Below are 16,346 nucleotides of genomic sequence, written 5' to 3'. Positions count from 1 at the left end.
TCAGGGGATCAGCCGGTAGTCACGCAGCCGTTGCAACTGTTCGAGCACGCTCTGGTGGCTGTCGATGCAACCGGTAAAGCCGGCCTGGCGGATCTTGATGGTGCTTTGCACCATGTCGTAGCCGGTATTGAGCCAGCCATCGACGAAGGGCCAGGCGGCGATCTGCTCCCAGGGCGTGGGGCGCAGTTGCTGTTCCTGGACAATGCGCGCCCACAGCGGCGCCTTGTCGGCCATCTGCACCCCCAGGTTCATCGGTTGCGGCGCGGCGCTGGCAAGGCCGAAGAACCCTGCGATCTGTGGCCACAGGTGCTGCCAGCGAAAGTGATCGCCGTTGGTCACGTTGAAGACCTGCTGCTGTGCATTCGGTGAAGTCAGGGCCCAGAGCACGGCCTGGGCCAGCACCCGGGAATCGGTGGCCTGGTGCAGCGCCGACCAGGCCTGCAGGCTGCCGGGAAAACGCAGTGGCAGGTTCAGTGCCTGGCTGATGGCGGCGAAGCTGGCGATGCCGGTGAGGATGTTCATCGGTGAGTTGAGGCTGGGGCCCATGACCCCGTCCGGGCGCAATACCGTCCAGGCAAAACCCTCGCGTTCGGCTTCATGCCACAACAGGTCTTCCTGATCGTTGTAGAAGATCGGCCCCATGAAGCGCGGGTCGCTTTCCTTGGCTGGCGTCTTATAGGGCCCCAGGTGTTCACCGTAGGATTTGCCGCCACCGATCAGCACCACCTGGCGCAACCTGGCTCCGGCCTGGCGCAGGGCCTTGAGGCTGTGCTCCAGCATCGCCAGGTTCGGCGCCACCGTGGCGGCCATGCTTTCCCGCTCGCTGTAGGCGCAGAACACCAGGTCGGTGACGCTGCCCAGTCCGGAAAAGGCGCGAGCGGTGCCGGCGGCGTCCAGCAGGTCGGCGCTGATGTGCGCCGGTGCCGGGCTGCCGTCCAGCAGGCTGGTCGGTGGGCGGCGACGGGCGGCGGTGGTCAGTTGCCAGCCCGGGGTACGGTGCATCAGCTCGACCACTGCGGTGCCGACCACGCCATAGCCGCCGATCACCAGCAAGTGACGGTCCGGGGAAGTTGAAACGCTCATCTGGGATACCTCGAATAAAGGGATCGCCAGCATAGAGTCGGGTCTTTGAGTGAAATAGACTGCCGGCCGGAACAGCAGCTGTGAGTTGAATTCATATGGCGGGCAGCGAGATCAACCGGTTTGCCGAGATGGAAACCTTTGTCGCGGTGGTGGAGTGTGGCGGCTTGTCGGCCGCTGCGCGGTTGAGGCAGGTGACGCCTTCCTCGGTGAGCAAGCTGCTGGCGCGGCTTGAAGCACGCCTGGGCGTACGCTTGCTCAACCGCTCCACTCGCCAGTTGCAACTGACCGCGGAAGGCCGCGGCTTCTATGAAAACAGCGTGCGCCTGCTGGCAGACCTGCGAGAAGTGGAGGGTGAGGCCAGCAGCGCCCGGGCTCCGGTGGGCCGGGTGCGGGTCAACACCAGCGCCTCCTTTGGCCTGCATGTACTGGCGCCCCTGGTGGCGGAGTTTCTCCAGCTGTACCCGCAGGTGTCCCTGGACCTGGTGCACAGCGATGCCCTGGTAGACCTCTTGGGGGAACAGACCGATGTGGCGATCCGCACCGGGCCGCTGGCGGATTCGCAGTTGATTGCCCGCAAGCTCGGGGAAACCCGCGGCGTTGTCGTTGGCTCCCCGGCCTACCTGGCTCGCTGTGGCGTACCGCAGACCCCGGAGGATCTGGCCGCGCACCACCTGCTCGGTTTCGACTACGTCCGGGCCGTGCCGGGCTGGCGCCTGGGCGCGGCGGGCGAGAGCCAACTGCTGCAGCCCAATGGCCGGGTGCAGGCCAGCGACGGCGAAGCCTTGCGCCATCTGGCGCTACACGGTGCCGGGCTGGCGCAACTGGCGGCTTTCACCATCGCCGATGACCTGGACAGCGGCAGGCTGGTACCGGTACTGGAAGCCTTCAACCAGGCGCCGCTGGAAAGTTTTTATGCGCTGTATGTCGGCCAGGGCGGCCACGTGCCGTCGCGGGTGCGGGTGTTCATCGACTTCCTGGCGCAGCGGGTGCGCTTGTAGCCGCCACTGGTCAGGCGTGGCGACGGATGCTTGAATCAACCCCCTGGCGACTTTTCCAAGGACAGAACATGCATGCAGTTTTCCAACGACTGGTGAGCCTGCTGGACAGCCACCAGGCGCGCTATCGGGTGATTTTTCACCCGGCCGAAGGGCAGTCGGCGCGGGTTGCCGAGATCCGCGGCACCGAACCTGGGCAGGGGGCCAAGGCCATGCTCTGCAGCCTCAAGGGCACAGACGAGGTGTATGGGCTGGTGATTCTCAGCGGCGACCAGAAGCTGGACATGAAAAAGGTCGGCGCGGCCCTGGGGGGCAAGAAGGCGCAACTGGTATCGCCGGAGCTGGCCAGGGAGCTGACTGGTTGCGTGATCGGCGCCATAGCTCCGCTGAGTTTCGATCCGCGCATCCGGCTGATCGTCGACCCGCAACTGACCTCCCGCTACAGCGAGATCGCCTTCAACGCCGGGCGCCTGGATGCCTCCATGGTGCTCGATACCCAGGACTACCTGAGGGTCGCCCAGCCGCTGCTGCTGAGCGTGACCCGGGACCTGGAGAGCGACAGCGCCCAGCCCGGTTGAAGGCGGCTACCAGCTCAACCGAACCAGGGCCTCGGCAAAGGCGGTGAGCTTCGGCGAGCACTGGCGCGAGGGCGGATACACCAGCGACAGCTCGCGGCTGCGCCCGGCATGCTCCTGCAGCACCGGCACCAGCCGGCCGGTGTCCAGGGCTTCGCGTACCGCGAACTCCATCAGTTGGGCAATGCCGAAGCCGCCGAGCACCGCGTCCACCAGGGCATCGCCGATATCGAAGATCAGCCGGCCCTGGACGGCCAGGTCCAGGGGCTTGCCCTGGTCCATGAACTGCCAGTCCACCAGCCGGCCGCTGCGCAGGTTACGCACGGCCAGGCAGTTGTGCTGCTGCAGGTCGGCCAGGTGCCGGGGCGTGCCATGGCGCTCCAGGTAGCCTGGCGCCGCCACCGTGACCCAGCGCAGGGGCGCCAGGGGCCGGGCAATGAGGCGCTGGTCCTGGATCACCCCGGTGCGCACCACCGCGTCGAAACCTTCATCGATGATGTCCACCACCCGGTCGGTCATCACCGCTTCGATGCTCAGCCCCGGGTGCTGGGCCGTCAGCTCGCCGATCACCGGCATCACCACCTTGCGCCCGAACAGTGACGGGGTACTGATCTTCAACATTCCACTGGGGGATTCGCGCCGGTCCAGCAGCAGGTGTTCGGCATGGGCCAGTTCCGCCAGCAGGGGCGCGGCGCGCTCGACCAGCACCTGGCCGTCCGGGGTCAGGCTGACACTGCGGGTGTTGCGTTGCAGCAGGCGTACACCGAGCTGCTGTTCCAGGCGGGAAATGGCTCGGGACAGGCCGGACTGGGTCAGCCCCAGGTCACCGGCGGCACGGGTGAAACTGCGGGTTTCGGCAACCCGGACCAGCAGGCGAAGGGCGTTCAGATCCATGATTAAAGTCATTACTGAAAGAGATAATGGCTTGTTTATCATTTAAACAGCATCGATGACACTGGCCGCCGGTTATTTCCACACAAGGATCTTCGCGATGTCCGCGACCCCGTTAGCCAAGCCGTCGGGCTGGATGCTGTTACTGCTGGCCACCGCGCAATTGATCATCGCCCTGGACGCCACCATCGTGTTTGTCGCCCTGCCGGAAATCGGCAGCCACCTGGGCTTCTCCGCCCAGCAGTTGCAATGGGTGGTCAGTGCCTACAGCGTGGCTTTCGGTGGTTTCCTGCTGCTGGGCGGACGGGCGGCGGACCTCCTGGGCAAGCGGCGTTTCTACATCGTCGGCCAGTCCTTGTACGCCCTGGCCTCGCTGGCCGGCGGCCTGGGCGGCAGCGCGCTGCTGCTGGTGCTGGCCCGGGCGGTGCAGGGCGTGGGCGGGGCAATGCTGTTCCCCGCGACCCTGGCCCTGATCAACACCTGGTACGCCGAGGGGCCGGCGCGCAACCGGGCCTTTGCGGTGTGGAGCGCAGCCTCGGCGGCGGGGCTGGCCCTGGGGGCGCTGCTGGGCGGGGTGCTGACCCAGTACTGGGGCTGGGAGGCGGTGTTCCTGGTCAACGTGCCCCTGGCTGGGGCCTGTGCGTTGCTGGCCCGGCACTGGATACCCGCCGACCCTGCGCGCCAGCGCGGCCGTCAGTTCGACTTGCGCGGCGCGCTGACCGTGACCCTGGGTGGCACCCTGCTGGTGTTTTCCATCGTCCAGGGCCCGGAGTGGGGCTGGAGCGCCCCGGCGACCCTGGGCTGCCTGGCGTTGTCCCTGGCCCTGCTCGGGTTGTTCGTGCGCCTTGAACAGCGTAGCGCCGACCCGCTGATGCCCCTGCGCCTGCTGGGTTATCCACAACTGCGCATGGCCATGGTGATTACCGCGCTGTTCATGAGCAGCTTCGGCGTGCAGTACTACTTCCTCAACCTGTATTTCCAGCAGGTCTATCAGTTCAGTGTGTTGCAGAGCGGACTGGCGTTCCTGCCCTCGACCCTGCTGTGCACGGCCGGGATCTGGGTCGCGGAGCGGGCCCTGCTGCGCGTAGGCTTACGGGCGACCCTGGTCAGCGGCTTGCTGCTCGGGGCGCTGGGCATCGGCCTGATGTACCTGGCCCTGCCGGGCAGTAGCGGCTTTGTCGGCTTGCTGCCGGGGATCGTGATCATGAGCATCGGCCAGGGCATGACCTGGACCTCGATGTGGGTCTCGGCCGGGCAGGGTATCGCGGCGTCCGAGCAAGGGGTGGCTGCGGGTGTGGCTTCCACCAGCCAGCAGATCGGCGGCGCCCTGGGGCTGGCGCTGCTGGTGTCCCTGGCCAATACCTTGAGCCCTACGGGCAACCAGGCTTATGGCATCGAAATGGCCACTGCGGCCAGCGCCTTGCTGGCCTTGCTCGGGGCACTCCTGGCGCTGCGCCTGCCCCGGGCCTCAGCGGCCTTGCCGGCCTGTTCCGTGGCCCAGGGCTGAGGGGGATTTAATCGGGCTGGGGTAAGTGGCGGCGCACGGCCCACAGCACCCCGGCCAGCAACAGCAGGGCTGCCGAGCTTTGCATCAGGCTCGGCAGGTGTTGCAGGCAGATAAAGCCGTACAGCAGGGCGAACAGGGTCTCGAACACGATCAATTGGCCGCTGAGGGTCAAGGGCAAGCGCCGGGTCGAGGCATTCCACATGCGATTGCCGAACCAGGAACCCAACACGGCACTGGACAGGCTCAGGCCCCAGAACAGCATCCAGCGCTGCTCGCTGGCCTCGGCCCGGGTGCCGGGCAATGAGAACCCGTCCGCCAGCAGCCAGACCAGGGCGCTCATCAGCCCAGTGGTAATGCCCCACAGGGTCGACCACTGGCTGCTGTTGAAACGGCTGCCTTTGAGGTAGCGGGCGTTGTCGGTGGCAAACCAGGTCCAGCACAGCAAGGCGCCGAAGGCGCAGAGCAGGCCCAGGGCGCGCTGGCCCAGTTCCACGGAATCGCTGTGTGCCGTGAGCAGAGTGTCGAGGTTGATGCAGCAGATGCCGGCGAACACCAGCAGCAGCGGCCAGCGCAGTCGGCGCAGGGGCAGCGCGTCGGCGTCGGCGCGTCCGGCCAGAGTGATGGTCAGGGGCAGCAGGCCGACGATCAGCGCGGTGCTGGCTACGCCGGCCCACTGGATGGCGCTGGCCAGGAGCATGAAATAGATCAGGTTGCCGGTCAGCGCCAGCTTCACCAACAGCACGGCATCGCCCCAGGTCAGGCGTTGCAGCAGCTCCCGGGCCTGAGGCGCAGCCAGGAGCAGGGAGAATGCGCCATACAGCGTGAAGCGGGCACAGCTGAGCATCAGCGGACTGAACTCCGGCAACAGGCTGGGCACCACAATCGCCAGGCCCCAGACCGCGCCGGCCAGGGCGGCGTAAGCAACTCCGCGTTTCATGCACACACTCGCAGCGATTCATCAAAGCGCGCAGCCTAGTCATTGCTGACCGACCGGACAAAGGATATATAGGCACCCATCTATTCTTCTGGGGAATGCCTGATGAGCCGCTTTGCCCGCCATTTACCACCATTGGAAACCCTGGTGACCTTCGAGGCGGTGGGACGCAGCGCCAGTTTCACCCGCGCCGCCACCGAGCTGTGCCTGACCCAGAGTGCAGTGAGCAAGCAGATTCGTGCCCTGGAGCTGTCGCTCAAGACCGAGCTGTTCGAGCGCCAGGCCCGGGGGGTGAAACTCACCGTCAGCGGTGCCTCGCTGTTTGCTGAGGTCAGTACCCAGTTGGAAGCGTTACTGCGCAGCGTCAGCCGTCTGCGGGCCGGGCGCGACGCCAACACCATCACCGTGCAATGCACCCATGCAGTGGCACAGTTCTGGTTGTTTCCGCGCTTGCTGGCGTTCAACAAACAACACCCGGACATCACCGTGAGCATCCACGCCAACAACGACATGGACGAGTCCAGCGTGGCCGAGCACGACTTCGCCATTCTCTACGGCGCCGGGCACTGGTCGTCCCTGACCGCCACGCCGTTGTTCGCCGAGATGGTCTATCCCATCGCCAGCCGGCGCCTGGAGTTGCCGGCCATTGACGCGCTGGCACAACTGGCCGAGCTGCCCTTGATCCAGCTGGATGCCTCAGCCTGGAACTGCATCGACTGGCGCGACTGGTTCCGGCATTTCGGACTGGACTACAGCGCACCGCCAGGGGCCATGGGGTTCAACCAATTGACGCTGATGTTCAGTGCCGTGCAGCAGGGCATGGGGGTTGGCCTGGGCTGGGATTTCATGGCCAGTGAGTTGGTGGCCCAGGGCGAGTTGCAGCGCGTCGGCCAGTGGGCGTTTCGCACCGGGCAGGCAGACTTTCTGGTGCATGTGCGGCACAAGCGCCTGTCCGCCAGCGGCCAGCTGTTTCGCGACTGGCTGGTGGCGCAATCTGTTGAATGAGGGGGCGGGGCTCGGCAGGGAGCCCCGGAGTGCGGTCTAGAGGCTGGCGCGCGGCACGCTGAAGCGGAACTCGCTGCCCTTGCCCACTTCGCTGTGGGCTTCGATCTTGCCGCCGTGGGCGTGGATGATGCCCTGGGTGATGTACAGCCCCAGGCCGGTGCCGTTGGGGTTGCCTTCCTTCATGGTCCAGTAGCGGTCGAAAATGAACGGCAACTGGTCGGTGGGAATGCCCTCCCCGGAGTCGCGCACGCTGAACACGATCTGCTCGCCGTCGGACATCGCCACCACTCCGACCTTGCCCTGTTTGGGGGTGAACTTGATGGCGTTGCCCACCAGGTTCGACAGCACCTGGAACAGGCGCTCGGGGTCGGCGTTGATCCTGAGGTCCGGTTCGGCGTGGAAGCTGATGTCGATGGCCTTGTCCAGGGCCAGTGGCGCCAGCAATGAATAGGCCTCTTCGAATATCTGGCTGACGTCCAGCGGCTGCGGGGCGATGCTGTAGCGCCCGGCCTCGATCTTGGAGGTGTCCAGCAGGTCTTCCAGGAGATTGTTCATGCGGCTGGCGGCCTGCTGCATGGTGTCGATGGCCGAGGAAATGCGCCGTGAGGTATGCGGGCCATCGGAACTGAAGGCCTTCTGCATCATGCCGCAGAGCATGGAGATCACGGTCATCGGGTTGCGCAGGTCGTGGGACACCACCGCCACCAGTTCGTCCCGGGCGCGCACGGCCTGTTGCTCGCGCAGCACCTGGCGCGCCAGATCGTGCTCCAGGGCCGAGCGGCGCAGGTCATTGGCGGCGAAGCGGTCGCCGTGGCTCCACTTGGTGGAGATCCCGGCCATCTCCACTTTCCAGATCTCGAACGAGGTGCGCGGCCGCAGGCGCAGGCCGGCGTCGGAGTTTTCCAGGTCCAAGGGCTTTTGCGGGTTGCCACTCCAGTTGATGTTTTCCTTCACTTCCGGGCGGAACCACAGCACGCCGTTATCCACAGGCTTGGGCAGGGTCATGGCCAGGACCCCGCTGGCCACTTGTTGATAACTCGCCGCCGGCGGGTAGACGCTGGCCAGGTGATGGCTGGCGAACACCGCCTGCCCGGTGCCTTGCAGCCAGCGGTGCAGGGCGCGGATTTCGTCCTGGGGCGGGCAGTTACCGAAGCAGTGCAGCTGCTTGTCTTCGATGATTGCCACGCCACCGGCCTGGGTCAGGTCCAGCAGCAGTTGCGGCACCTGGGTCAGGCCGTCGAAGACGCTGTCAGGGGTGTCGCGCATGGTCTGGTCGAGGCTGGCCAGGGCGGCGACTTTCTCTTCCCGCTGGCGGCTGATATCCAGGGCTTCCATGGCGCTGATCTGTAACGACAGCACCTGGCCGATGGTCTGGCAGGCAATGCGCAGCTCGTGGGGCACCAGCAGCGGCTGGCGGTTGCCGCAACTGATCAGGCCCCAGAGCTGGTCGCCCTTGAGCAGGGAAATGCTCATGGAAGACAGCACGCCCATGTTCTTCATGTACTGGCAGTGGATCGGCGACACGCTGCGCAGGGTGGCGAAGCTAAGGTCCAGGGCCTGCTGAGTGTCCGGGCGCAGTGCCGGCAGCAGGGGCACTGGCTGGTAATCGGCGTTGGGGATGATCCGCAGCCAGTTGCTGCGGTACAGCTCGCGGGCTTGCTGGGGAATGTCCGAGGCCGGGAAGAACAGGCCATTGAACACTTCCATGGTGGGGCGGGTGGCTTCGGCGATCACCTGGCCGTGGCCTTCCTCTTCGAAGCGGTAGATCAGCACCCGGTCGTAGCCGGTCATCGCCTGGATTTCGCTGACGCTGATGGCGTACAGCTCATTCAGGGTCTTGGCCGTCTGCAAGCGCCGCAGCAGGCGCCCCAGGTTCTCGGTCTGCTCTTTCAGGTGCTGGGGCTGCAGGTGTTCGAGCTGGATTTCCAGCTCCAGCATCAGCACTCCCTGGTGGCGATGCAGCAAGCCTTCGAAGCGCGCGTCATTGACGGCCAGGTGCAGCGGCGGCGCATCGGACAAGCGCGGCAGTTGCAGCACCTCGCGGATGCGCTGGCCGTCGGTGTCTCCCAGCAGTTGCTCCAGGGGCTGGCCGAGGACCTGCGCGGCAGGCTGGCCCAGCAGGGCCTCGACGTTGGCGCTGATCTGCTGGATGCGCAGGTCCGGCTCCGACAGCGTCAGCAGCACGCCATGGGGCTGGATCGCACCGGGGGAGCGGATTGGCTCATCGGCGCAGTTGGCCAGCAGTTGTTCGAAGGCTTGGGCGTCTTGTGGGGTCATAGCAGCACCTCGCGGCTGTCGAGCCAGTGCTCGAAACAGGCAAATGTGGATTGCGCGGCGCTGACCACTTGTTGTCGTGCGCTCGCGTCCTCGGGCATGCGCCCCAGGTAGTCGAGAAAATCTTTCCAGCGCCGCCCGGTGGCGGCGCCATACACGTCGAGGAAAGCCCCGCCGTTATCCCTGTGCAGGTCCAGGCGCTGGGCCATTTCCCGGCGCAGGATCTGCCCGCCCAGGGTCGCGCCCTCCAGTACATAGAGGGCGCCCAGGCACGCGCCGGGGCTGGCCAGTGCGGGCAGATGGTCGCAACGGGGCAGGGCGTCGATGCGCTCCGGGGCCAGGCCCAGGGCCTGCAGGTCGCCGGCCAGGGCCGGGGTCTTGCGGCGCTGCTCCGGGTCGAAGCCGACAGGGATCAGGCCGCTGTCAAACAGGGCCGCCTCCAGGGGCTGATAGAAGCCGAAATAGGCCTGGATCAGGCGCCGATACCAGGCCGCATCGAGATGCTCAGAGAAGAACGGCAGGCGCTTTTCCAGGGCCTCGTGCAAGGTCGCGGTGCCGGCGCGCAGGTCTTGATGCAGGGTGGGGGCGGCGGTGTCTTGGTGCGGTTTGGGCATTCAGGGGTCAGGGGTCGCAACAGGTAATGGACGCGCCATGGGCGTCATCGAAAGCTGGGACCAGACTCTAGTCCCTGCACTAGAGCCATCGCACAGAAAAATAAGAGCGTCACTCTACCTGTGCTTTTTGCACTGACGTACAGTTTTTGACGCACCATTGGTCGGCCAAGGGTAGTCGATCGATGACGTGTTGCTGTGTCTGACTGTGTTCAAGAGGCAGAAATTCCTTTTTCCGTCTCGCAGGTTCAGCGGTGAGGATCAGATCCAGACGTCGTTCTGGGCGGTGCGTTCGCCACCTTGATCGCCGGTGTTGAGCACGCCCTTGGGTTCGATCAGCAGCAGTTTGACCTCCTGCTCGGCCCAGGGTTTGTGCTCGACGCCCTTGGGCACCACGAACATCTCGCCACTGCCGATGGCCACCCGGCCGTCACGGAAGTCGATGTACAACTGGCCGTCGAGCACGATGAAGGTTTCATCGGTGTCGGCGTGGGAGTGCCAGACGAATTCGCCCTGCAACTTGGAGATCTTGAACTGGTAGTCGTTCATCTCGGCGATCACCTTGGGGGTCCAGTGTTCGCTGAACAGGCCGAGTTTGCTGGCGAAGTTGATGCTCTGGTAGGCGTCTTGCGGGGCAGGGTTTTGCATGGTGTGGTCCACCTCAGTGATGAATGAGCGCTGAGGGTAAACAGCCAGGGGCTAGGGCTTCTTGAACGATCGTGTGTGGCCTCAGCGGCCGAGCATCTTCAGCCAGCGCGCCGGTGGCAGGCCGTAGGTCTGGCGAAACTGCCGGGTCATGTGGCTCTGGTCGGTGAAGCCGGCGATCAGTGCGGCGTTGGCCAGGGTCTGGCCCTGCACCAGCAGCGCGCGGACCAGGTCCAGGCGGCGCATGCTCAGGTAGCGGTAGGGGCTGGTGCCGAACAGCAAACGAAAATCCCGGGACAGGCTCCAGCGGTCGCGCCCACTGTGGGCCGCCAGTTCCTCCAGGGTCAGGGTGCGGTCCAGGGCACTGTGGATGTATTCCCGGGCCCGCTCGGCCGCCACATAGTCGAAACGTTGCCGTGATTGGGCGACCCCGGAGACGCTGTTCAGGGCATGGGCCAGGTCGAACAGGGCGTCTTCCTGTTCCAGCGGGTCCAGGGGGCTGTCGACCCCACGCAGCAGGGCCTCGGTGGCGGCAAACAGCCGCGGGTCGTTGGACAGGCCGCCAGTAATGAAGGGCAGCGGCTGGCCGCCGAGGATCTGCTGGATCAGCGCCGGCTCGACATACAGCATGCGGTAGTGAAAGCCGTCGTGGGTGCCGGCCTCGCCGTCGTGGGCTTCGTCGGGGTGCAGGACCATGGTGGCGCCGGGCAGGCTGTGGCGCCAGCCGCCGCGGTACTGGAAGCTCTGCACCCCGTGCAGGGTGCGGCCGATGGCGTAGGTGTCATGGCGGTGCATGTCATAGCCATGGCCGGCGAAATACGCCTCGATGCGCTCCAGGCCCCGGGCGGGCGGCGCGCGGTGAACCCAGTCGGTGACAGCTGCGGGTTTGGCCATGGAACGGTCCTGATGGATGAAACCAAGGGCCGTACGTTAACTCAGGGGCGCGCTGGCTGTCTTGCCCCTCGGTTCTACGCCGTAGCGGTTCTGCCGGAAGAAGGGCGGCTTGCAGGAGGGCTCCGGCGCTGCACGATGGCTTGTTGCCTGAGCCGGGTTGCGAGGCCAATCGGCGGTTGCCTGGGCAGGCGCGAGTGGAGTAGCGTCGTTCCCCCGGACCCTCTTCATGGCCATCTGTTCCCATGTACGCCTCACACCTGGTTTACCTCGCCCCGTTGTTGTCGCTGGCCCTGCTCTGGAGCGTGGCGGTGATCACCCCCGGGCCGAACTTTTTCACCACTGCACAACTGGCGGCGGGCTGTTCGCGGCGCCATGGCCTGTTCGCCGCCCTGGGGGTGGCCAGCGGCACCGTGCTCTGGGGGCTGGCGGGAGGCTTGGGCATCAAATCGCTGTTCAGCGCGGCGCCGGCGCTGTTCGTGTTGTTCAAGGTTGCCGGTGGCTGTTACCTGATCTACCTGGGGCTCAAGCAGTTCAAGCGCAAGCCGGCCCTGGAGACCCCGACCACCGATGGCGCGAGCCATGCTGCGCGCAGCCTGTTCTCGGCCTACCGGCTGGGCTTTCTCGGCAACATGACCAACCCCAAGTCGGCGCTGTTCGTGGCCACCATTTTTGCCACTTCGATGCCGGCCTCCCCGCCACCTCTGCTACTGGGGCTGGCGGTGCTGACCATGGCCGGCCTGTCGCTGTCCTGGTACTGCTGCGTGGCGCTGTTTTTCGCCAGCAGCCGGGTGGCCGGGTTCTATGCCCGGGCCCGGCGCTGGCTGGACCGCCTGGCCGGTGGTTGCTATGTGCTGTTCGGCGGGCATCTGCTGGCCAATCGCTGAACGGCCGGTGCCTTGCGCCGGCCAGTATCCACCCCCCAACAAGGACGATCCGTCCCCGTATCAGGAGACTGAACATGGCTGTTGTTTTTCGCCCGGTGGCAGAGGCGGACATTCCGCGGATCTGCAGTTTCGTGGGCAATCCGCAGGAGTTGTATTTCTTCTTTCCCGCTGCCACTTGGCCACTGACCCACGAGCAGTTGCGCGACTCCATCGCCCAGCGCAGCGACTCGACGGTGATCGAGCGTGACGGGCAGGTAGCGGGCTTTGCCAACTTCTACCGCTGGGCCAAGGGCGGCACCTGTACCATCGGCAATGTCATCGTCGACCCAGAGGTGCGCGGCACGGGCCTGGCGGCGCAATTGATCGGGCAGATGATCCACATCGCCCACAGCAAGCACCAGGCCAGCGAGGTGACGCTGTCGTGCTTCAACAGCAACGTGGCGGGGTTGCTGCTCTATCCGAAGCTGGGCTTTGTGCCGTTCGCCATCGAAGAGCGCAAGAACAAGGAGCAGGAGCGAGTGGCGCTGATCCATTTGCGCTACAGCCCCAGCTGAATTGAAGAACCGTCAGCAATCATTTTTTCAACAGGAAGCAGTCATGAGCAAGTTGCGGGTCGGGATTATTTTTGGTGGCCGTTCGGCCGAACACGAAGTGTCGCTGCAGTCGGCGCGCAATATCGTCGATGCCCTGGATCGCACGCGTTTCGAGCCGGTGCTGATCGGCATCGACAAACAGGGGCACTGGCACCTCAACGACACCTCGAACTTCCTGATCAACCAGGAAAACCCGGCGCTGATCGCCCTCAACCAGTCCAATCGCGAACTGGCGGTGGTGCCGGGCAAGGCCAGCCAGCAACTGGTGGAAACCTCCAGCCAGGAACTGCTGGGGCATGTCGATGTGATCTTCCCCATCGTCCACGGCACCCTGGGCGAAGACGGTTGCCTGCAGGGCCTGCTGCGCATGGCCGACCTGCCCTTTGTCGGCTCCGACGTGCTGGGTTCGGCGGTGTGCATGGACAAGGACATCAGCAAGCGCCTGCTGCGCGACGCCGGGCTGGCGGTGACCCCGTTCATCACCCTGACCCGGGCCACCCGTGGCCGCTACGGTTTTGCCCTGGCCCGGGAAACACTCGGCCTGCCGCTGTTCGTCAAGCCGGCCAACCAGGGGTCATCGGTGGGGGTGAGCAAGGTCGACAACGAGGCCGAATACGAGGCCGCGGTGGAACTGGCCCTGGGCTTCGATCACAAGGTGCTGGTGGAGTCGGCGGTGCGTGGGCGGGAAATCGAATGCGCGGTGCTGGGCAACGACCAGCCGATTGCCAGTGGCTGCGGCGAGATCGTGGTCAGCAACGGTTTCTATTCCTACGACAGCAAGTACATCGACGGAGAGGCGGCCCAGGTGCTGGTGCCGGCGGACATCAGCATCGAGCACAGCGAGCGCATTCGGGCCCTGGCCGTCGAGGCATTCCAGGTGCTGGGCTGCTCCGGGCTGGCTCGGGTCGATGTGTTTCTAACCGATGAGGGGGAAGTGCTGATCAACGAAATCAACTCGCTGCCGGGCTTCACCCGGATCAGCATGTACCCCAAACTTTGGCAGGCCACCGGCATGAGCTACAGCGAGCTGGTGAGCCGCCTGATCGAGCTGGCGCTGGAGCGTCACGCTGAACGGCAAGGGCTGAAAATCAACCGCTGAAGCGGATCATCGTGGTTAAGGACGTGACGAATGAGTTCGGCAACAGATGCATCGGTTTATCTTTTTTCCTACGGCACCCTGCAAGACAAGGCGGTGCAGATCGCCAACTTTGGCCGTGAGTTGAGTGGCAGCGCGGATGCCATGCTTGGCTACGAACAGAGCTGGGTGGAAATCACCGACCCCGAGGTGCTGGCGGCCAGCGGCAAGACCCACCACCCGATCCTGCGCCCGGGGGCGGCGGACAGCGCGCCGATTCCCGGCACCGTGTTCTGCATCACCCCCGGGGAGCTGGCAGCGGCCGACAGCTATGAAGTCTCGGACTACAAGCGGGTCAGCGTGACCCTGGCCTCGGGCATCCAGGCCTGGGTCTACGTCAGCGCCTGAGTCTTCGGCTCACTCCGGCGGCAGCATCACTCCGATGCACGCCAGGGCCAGCAGCACCGCCCCGAGCACGATGAACACATAGTTCAGCGGCGTGAAACGGGCGTTGCTGCGGCCTTCGGGATCTTTCGCGGCGGCATTCAGGCCGCGCTGGCCGAGCCAGGTGATCCACGCCAGTACCGGCAGCAGCGCCAGGCTGGCAATGTCGGTCACCGGGTAGCCGATATTCTTGCGCGACAGCGCGTCCACCACGTTGTTGATGATCACCCCCACCACAAACAGGGTTGCCAGTTCACCGGGCCGCCAGTCATGGCTGCGGCCGTCGCGCTTGAGCGTCGCATCGGCTTCGCGGTACAGCGCATGGGTGAAGAAGATCGCGAAGAAGGCCCGGGCCACCGGCCACAGCTCCTGGCCGCTGGCGTGCCTGAACTGATGCCAGTTCTTGTAGGCCCAGTACACCTGGTAGATACCGAAGGTGAGGATGTACAGGGTCAGGAACTTGGCCTTGGACACTACGTAGAACGGCTGTTGCGCCGCTTCGGGCGAGGGGGCGACCAGATCCGCCTGGGGCGGGGCATAGAGGTTGTCAGACACGGGCACTCCTTGGGTTGGGCCTGAGGGGGGAGGCAACGTTAGCTCAGGTTGCTGGCCAAGAACCAGCATGCTCTCGGTGACCAACCGGAACCAGGTTCAGGCCCGGGGTGGATCCGCCGGCCGAACGTAGTGAATATCCCATTCACTTTCACCCACCTGAACAAAGCCCAGGCGTCGATAAAAACGATTCGAGTCACTGCCGCGCAACGCATCGAGGTGGATGGGTAGCTGCTCGTTGGCGGAGCGTTCCAAAAGCTGTTCCAGGGCCTTGGCGCCGAGGCCCCGCCCTTGGAATTGCGGTAGGACGTACAGGTGCTGCAGGCTCAGATGATCGCCGTGTGATTGGCTCTGGATAAAGCCTGCGGGCTGTTCGTCACTGAGGATGAAGTGGCAGCGTTCGGCCGCGAAGCTTGCAGCAAAACGCTCCCGGGCGCGCTGTGGGTCGAAGCGACCCAGGCGCTCAAGGCTGTCGCGCATCGCCGCGATGCGCATCTGGACCAGGGTTTCCAGGTCGGTTAGAGAGGTCGGGAGTAGCGCAAAGCCGAGGCTCATGTCCGGCCGATCCAGGAGTACTGGAAGGCCTTGGCCTCACCCCGATGCATGCGTCGGCGATAGCTGGCCAGGGCCGGGGTCGAGCAGTAGGTGCACAGCTCGCTGATTTCGATCTGTTCATCACTGATTCCAGCGGCGTGCAGCAAGTGCACGGCATAGCGGCTCAGGTCGAACCACAGGGAATCGACCTGGGTCGGTTGCGGTGGCGGAATCTGCGGCGGCAGCAGCGGGGCCGGTTGCTCACGGCTCCAGGGGGCCTGTGCGGCCGGCCACAGTGGATCCTGAGTGGCGGACAGGGTGTCGATGAAGTCGGCGCTGACTTCATAGCAGCAGGGTTTGATCGACGGGCCGATGGCCACCCGCAATTGCTGTGGGGCGATGCCCTTGCTGGCGAAGTGTTGCAGCACATTGGCGATGATCCCGCCATGCAGGCCTTTCCAGCCGCCGTGCACTGCCGCGACCCAGGTACCGTCCTCGCTGCTGATCAGCAATGGCAGGCAGTCGGCGGTGACCACTGCGATGGGCCGGCTGGAATGGGTGAGTACCGCGTCGCCGCGGATGATTCCGCTGGGCAGCGTGGTACTGGCTTCCACCACCTCGCCGCTGTGGATCTGCGAGCAGAAGAACAGGTTGGCCGGCAGGGCGGCGCCGAGGGTCGAAAACGCATGACGGATGCCGGATATCTGGTTCAACACACCTGCCTGGAAACTCATCGGGCCTTCGCTCGGTAACCTGGGAATGGCTGCAGAGCATAGCGGTATCCGAGGTACTTTTGCTGACAGACAACGCTGGATAGGCCGGGGCAGACCAGCGGTAGCCTGCTGGTCGG

18 protein-coding genes are annotated in these 16,346 nt (G+C 65.1%); 8 read left to right on the top strand and 10 right to left on the bottom strand.

Features of this window, described 5'->3' with window-relative positions:
- Positions 1 to 1,083 (bottom strand): SDR family oxidoreductase, encoded by a 1,083-nt coding sequence (locus KI242_RS26505; protein ID WP_187682860.1) that lies wholly within the window; start codon positions 1,081 to 1,083, stop codon positions 1 to 3.
- A gap of 95 nt (positions 1,084 to 1,178) precedes the next feature.
- Here KI242_RS26505 and KI242_RS26500 point away from each other — a divergent pair, with 95 nt between their 5' ends.
- A complete protein-coding gene (locus KI242_RS26500) occupies positions 1,179 to 2,081 on the top strand; it encodes a LysR family transcriptional regulator (protein ID WP_212805683.1) in 903 nt (300 codons plus the stop codon).
- A 68-nt stretch (positions 2,082 to 2,149) separates the two neighbouring features.
- Positions 2,150 to 2,656, top strand: coding sequence for a YbaK/prolyl-tRNA synthetase associated domain-containing protein (locus KI242_RS26495; protein WP_011063447.1), 507 nt, complete (start codon positions 2,150 to 2,152; stop codon positions 2,654 to 2,656).
- 6 nt (positions 2,657 to 2,662) lie between these two features.
- Here KI242_RS26495 and KI242_RS26490 read toward each other — a convergent pair whose 3' ends face one another.
- Positions 2,663 to 3,547 (bottom strand): LysR family transcriptional regulator, encoded by an 885-nt coding sequence (locus KI242_RS26490; protein WP_019093555.1) that lies wholly within the window; start codon positions 3,545 to 3,547, stop codon positions 2,663 to 2,665.
- Between the two features lie 97 nt (positions 3,548 to 3,644).
- Here KI242_RS26490 and KI242_RS26485 point away from each other — a divergent pair, with 97 nt between their 5' ends.
- On the top strand, positions 3,645 to 5,051 hold the full coding sequence (locus tag KI242_RS26485; RefSeq protein WP_053160047.1) for an MFS transporter: 1,407 nt from the start codon (positions 3,645 to 3,647) through the stop codon (positions 5,049 to 5,051).
- Positions 5,052 to 5,058: 7 nt separating this feature from the next.
- On the opposite strand, the gene KI242_RS26480 is transcribed toward KI242_RS26485, so the two are convergent.
- Positions 5,059 to 5,988, bottom strand: coding sequence for a DMT family transporter (locus KI242_RS26480; RefSeq protein WP_053160045.1), 930 nt, complete (start codon positions 5,986 to 5,988; stop codon positions 5,059 to 5,061).
- A 102-nt stretch (positions 5,989 to 6,090) separates the two neighbouring features.
- Here KI242_RS26480 and KI242_RS26475 point away from each other — a divergent pair, with 102 nt between their 5' ends.
- The gene (locus KI242_RS26475; protein ID WP_053160043.1) at positions 6,091 to 6,990 is read left to right on the top strand and encodes a LysR substrate-binding domain-containing protein; all 900 of its coding nucleotides are present in this window, start codon (positions 6,091 to 6,093) and stop codon (positions 6,988 to 6,990) included.
- Positions 6,991 to 7,026: 36 nt separating this feature from the next.
- Here the strand turns inward: KI242_RS26475 and KI242_RS26470 are convergent, their stop codons facing one another.
- The 4 genes from KI242_RS26470 to KI242_RS26455 all read right to left on the bottom strand — a co-directional run bounded on the left by KI242_RS26470 (position 7,027) and on the right by KI242_RS26455 (position 11,414).
- Positions 7,027 to 9,267, bottom strand: a complete 2,241-nt coding sequence (locus KI242_RS26470) for an ATP-binding protein (RefSeq protein ID WP_212805682.1) — start codon at positions 9,265 to 9,267, stop codon at positions 7,027 to 7,029.
- Complete coding sequence (locus KI242_RS26465) at positions 9,264 to 9,878, bottom strand: biliverdin-producing heme oxygenase (RefSeq protein WP_212805681.1); 615 nt, start codon at positions 9,876 to 9,878, stop codon at positions 9,264 to 9,266. The genes KI242_RS26470 and KI242_RS26465 overlap by 4 nt, the downstream gene beginning before the upstream one ends.
- A 258-nt stretch (positions 9,879 to 10,136) precedes the next feature.
- On the bottom strand, positions 10,137 to 10,523 hold the full coding sequence (locus KI242_RS26460; RefSeq protein WP_011063440.1) for a cupin domain-containing protein: 387 nt from the start codon (positions 10,521 to 10,523) through the stop codon (positions 10,137 to 10,139).
- 81 nt (positions 10,524 to 10,604) lie between these two features.
- The gene (locus tag KI242_RS26455) at positions 10,605 to 11,414 is read right to left on the bottom strand and encodes an AraC family transcriptional regulator (RefSeq protein WP_047285399.1); all 810 of its coding nucleotides are present in this window, start codon (positions 11,412 to 11,414) and stop codon (positions 10,605 to 10,607) included.
- Between the two features lie 242 nt (positions 11,415 to 11,656).
- Here KI242_RS26455 and KI242_RS26450 point away from each other — a divergent pair, with 242 nt between their 5' ends.
- The 4 genes from KI242_RS26450 (at position 11,657) to KI242_RS26435 (ending at position 14,374) form a co-directional block, all read left to right on the top strand.
- Positions 11,657 to 12,298, top strand: a complete 642-nt coding sequence (locus KI242_RS26450) for a LysE family transporter (protein WP_053153815.1) — start codon at positions 11,657 to 11,659, stop codon at positions 12,296 to 12,298.
- A gap of 74 nt (positions 12,299 to 12,372) precedes the next feature.
- On the top strand, positions 12,373 to 12,852 hold the full coding sequence (locus KI242_RS26445) for a GNAT family protein (RefSeq protein WP_183000076.1): 480 nt from the start codon (positions 12,373 to 12,375) through the stop codon (positions 12,850 to 12,852).
- Between the two features lie 43 nt (positions 12,853 to 12,895).
- Positions 12,896 to 13,990, top strand: a complete 1,095-nt coding sequence (gene ddlA / locus KI242_RS26440) for a D-alanine--D-alanine ligase (RefSeq protein WP_053153812.1) — start codon at positions 12,896 to 12,898, stop codon at positions 13,988 to 13,990.
- A 30-nt stretch (positions 13,991 to 14,020) separates the two neighbouring features.
- The gene (locus KI242_RS26435) at positions 14,021 to 14,374 is read left to right on the top strand and encodes a gamma-glutamylcyclotransferase family protein (protein WP_183000075.1); all 354 of its coding nucleotides are present in this window, start codon (positions 14,021 to 14,023) and stop codon (positions 14,372 to 14,374) included.
- A 9-nt stretch (positions 14,375 to 14,383) separates the two neighbouring features.
- On the opposite strand, the gene KI242_RS26430 is transcribed toward KI242_RS26435, so the two are convergent.
- The 3 genes from KI242_RS26430 to KI242_RS26420 all read right to left on the bottom strand — a co-directional run bounded on the left by KI242_RS26430 (position 14,384) and on the right by KI242_RS26420 (position 16,230).
- Positions 14,384 to 14,965 (bottom strand): membrane protein, encoded by a 582-nt coding sequence (locus KI242_RS26430; protein ID WP_019093550.1) that lies wholly within the window; start codon positions 14,963 to 14,965, stop codon positions 14,384 to 14,386.
- A 96-nt stretch (positions 14,966 to 15,061) separates the two neighbouring features.
- Positions 15,062 to 15,517, bottom strand: coding sequence for a GNAT family N-acetyltransferase (locus KI242_RS26425; RefSeq protein ID WP_212805680.1), 456 nt, complete (start codon positions 15,515 to 15,517; stop codon positions 15,062 to 15,064).
- Positions 15,514 to 16,230, bottom strand: coding sequence for a polyphenol oxidase family protein (locus KI242_RS26420; protein ID WP_212805679.1), 717 nt, complete (start codon positions 16,228 to 16,230; stop codon positions 15,514 to 15,516). Before KI242_RS26420 ends, KI242_RS26425 begins: the two co-directional genes overlap by 4 nt.
- Between the last annotated feature and the right edge of the window lie 116 nt (positions 16,231 to 16,346).

This window comes from Pseudomonas sp. Eqa60 (genome assembly GCF_018326405.1).
GTDB lineage: Bacteria > Pseudomonadota > Gammaproteobacteria > Pseudomonadales > Pseudomonadaceae > Aquipseudomonas > Aquipseudomonas protegens.
The sequence above is the reverse complement of the archived record's forward strand: the minus strand, read 5'-3'. Positions and strand labels throughout refer to the sequence as shown.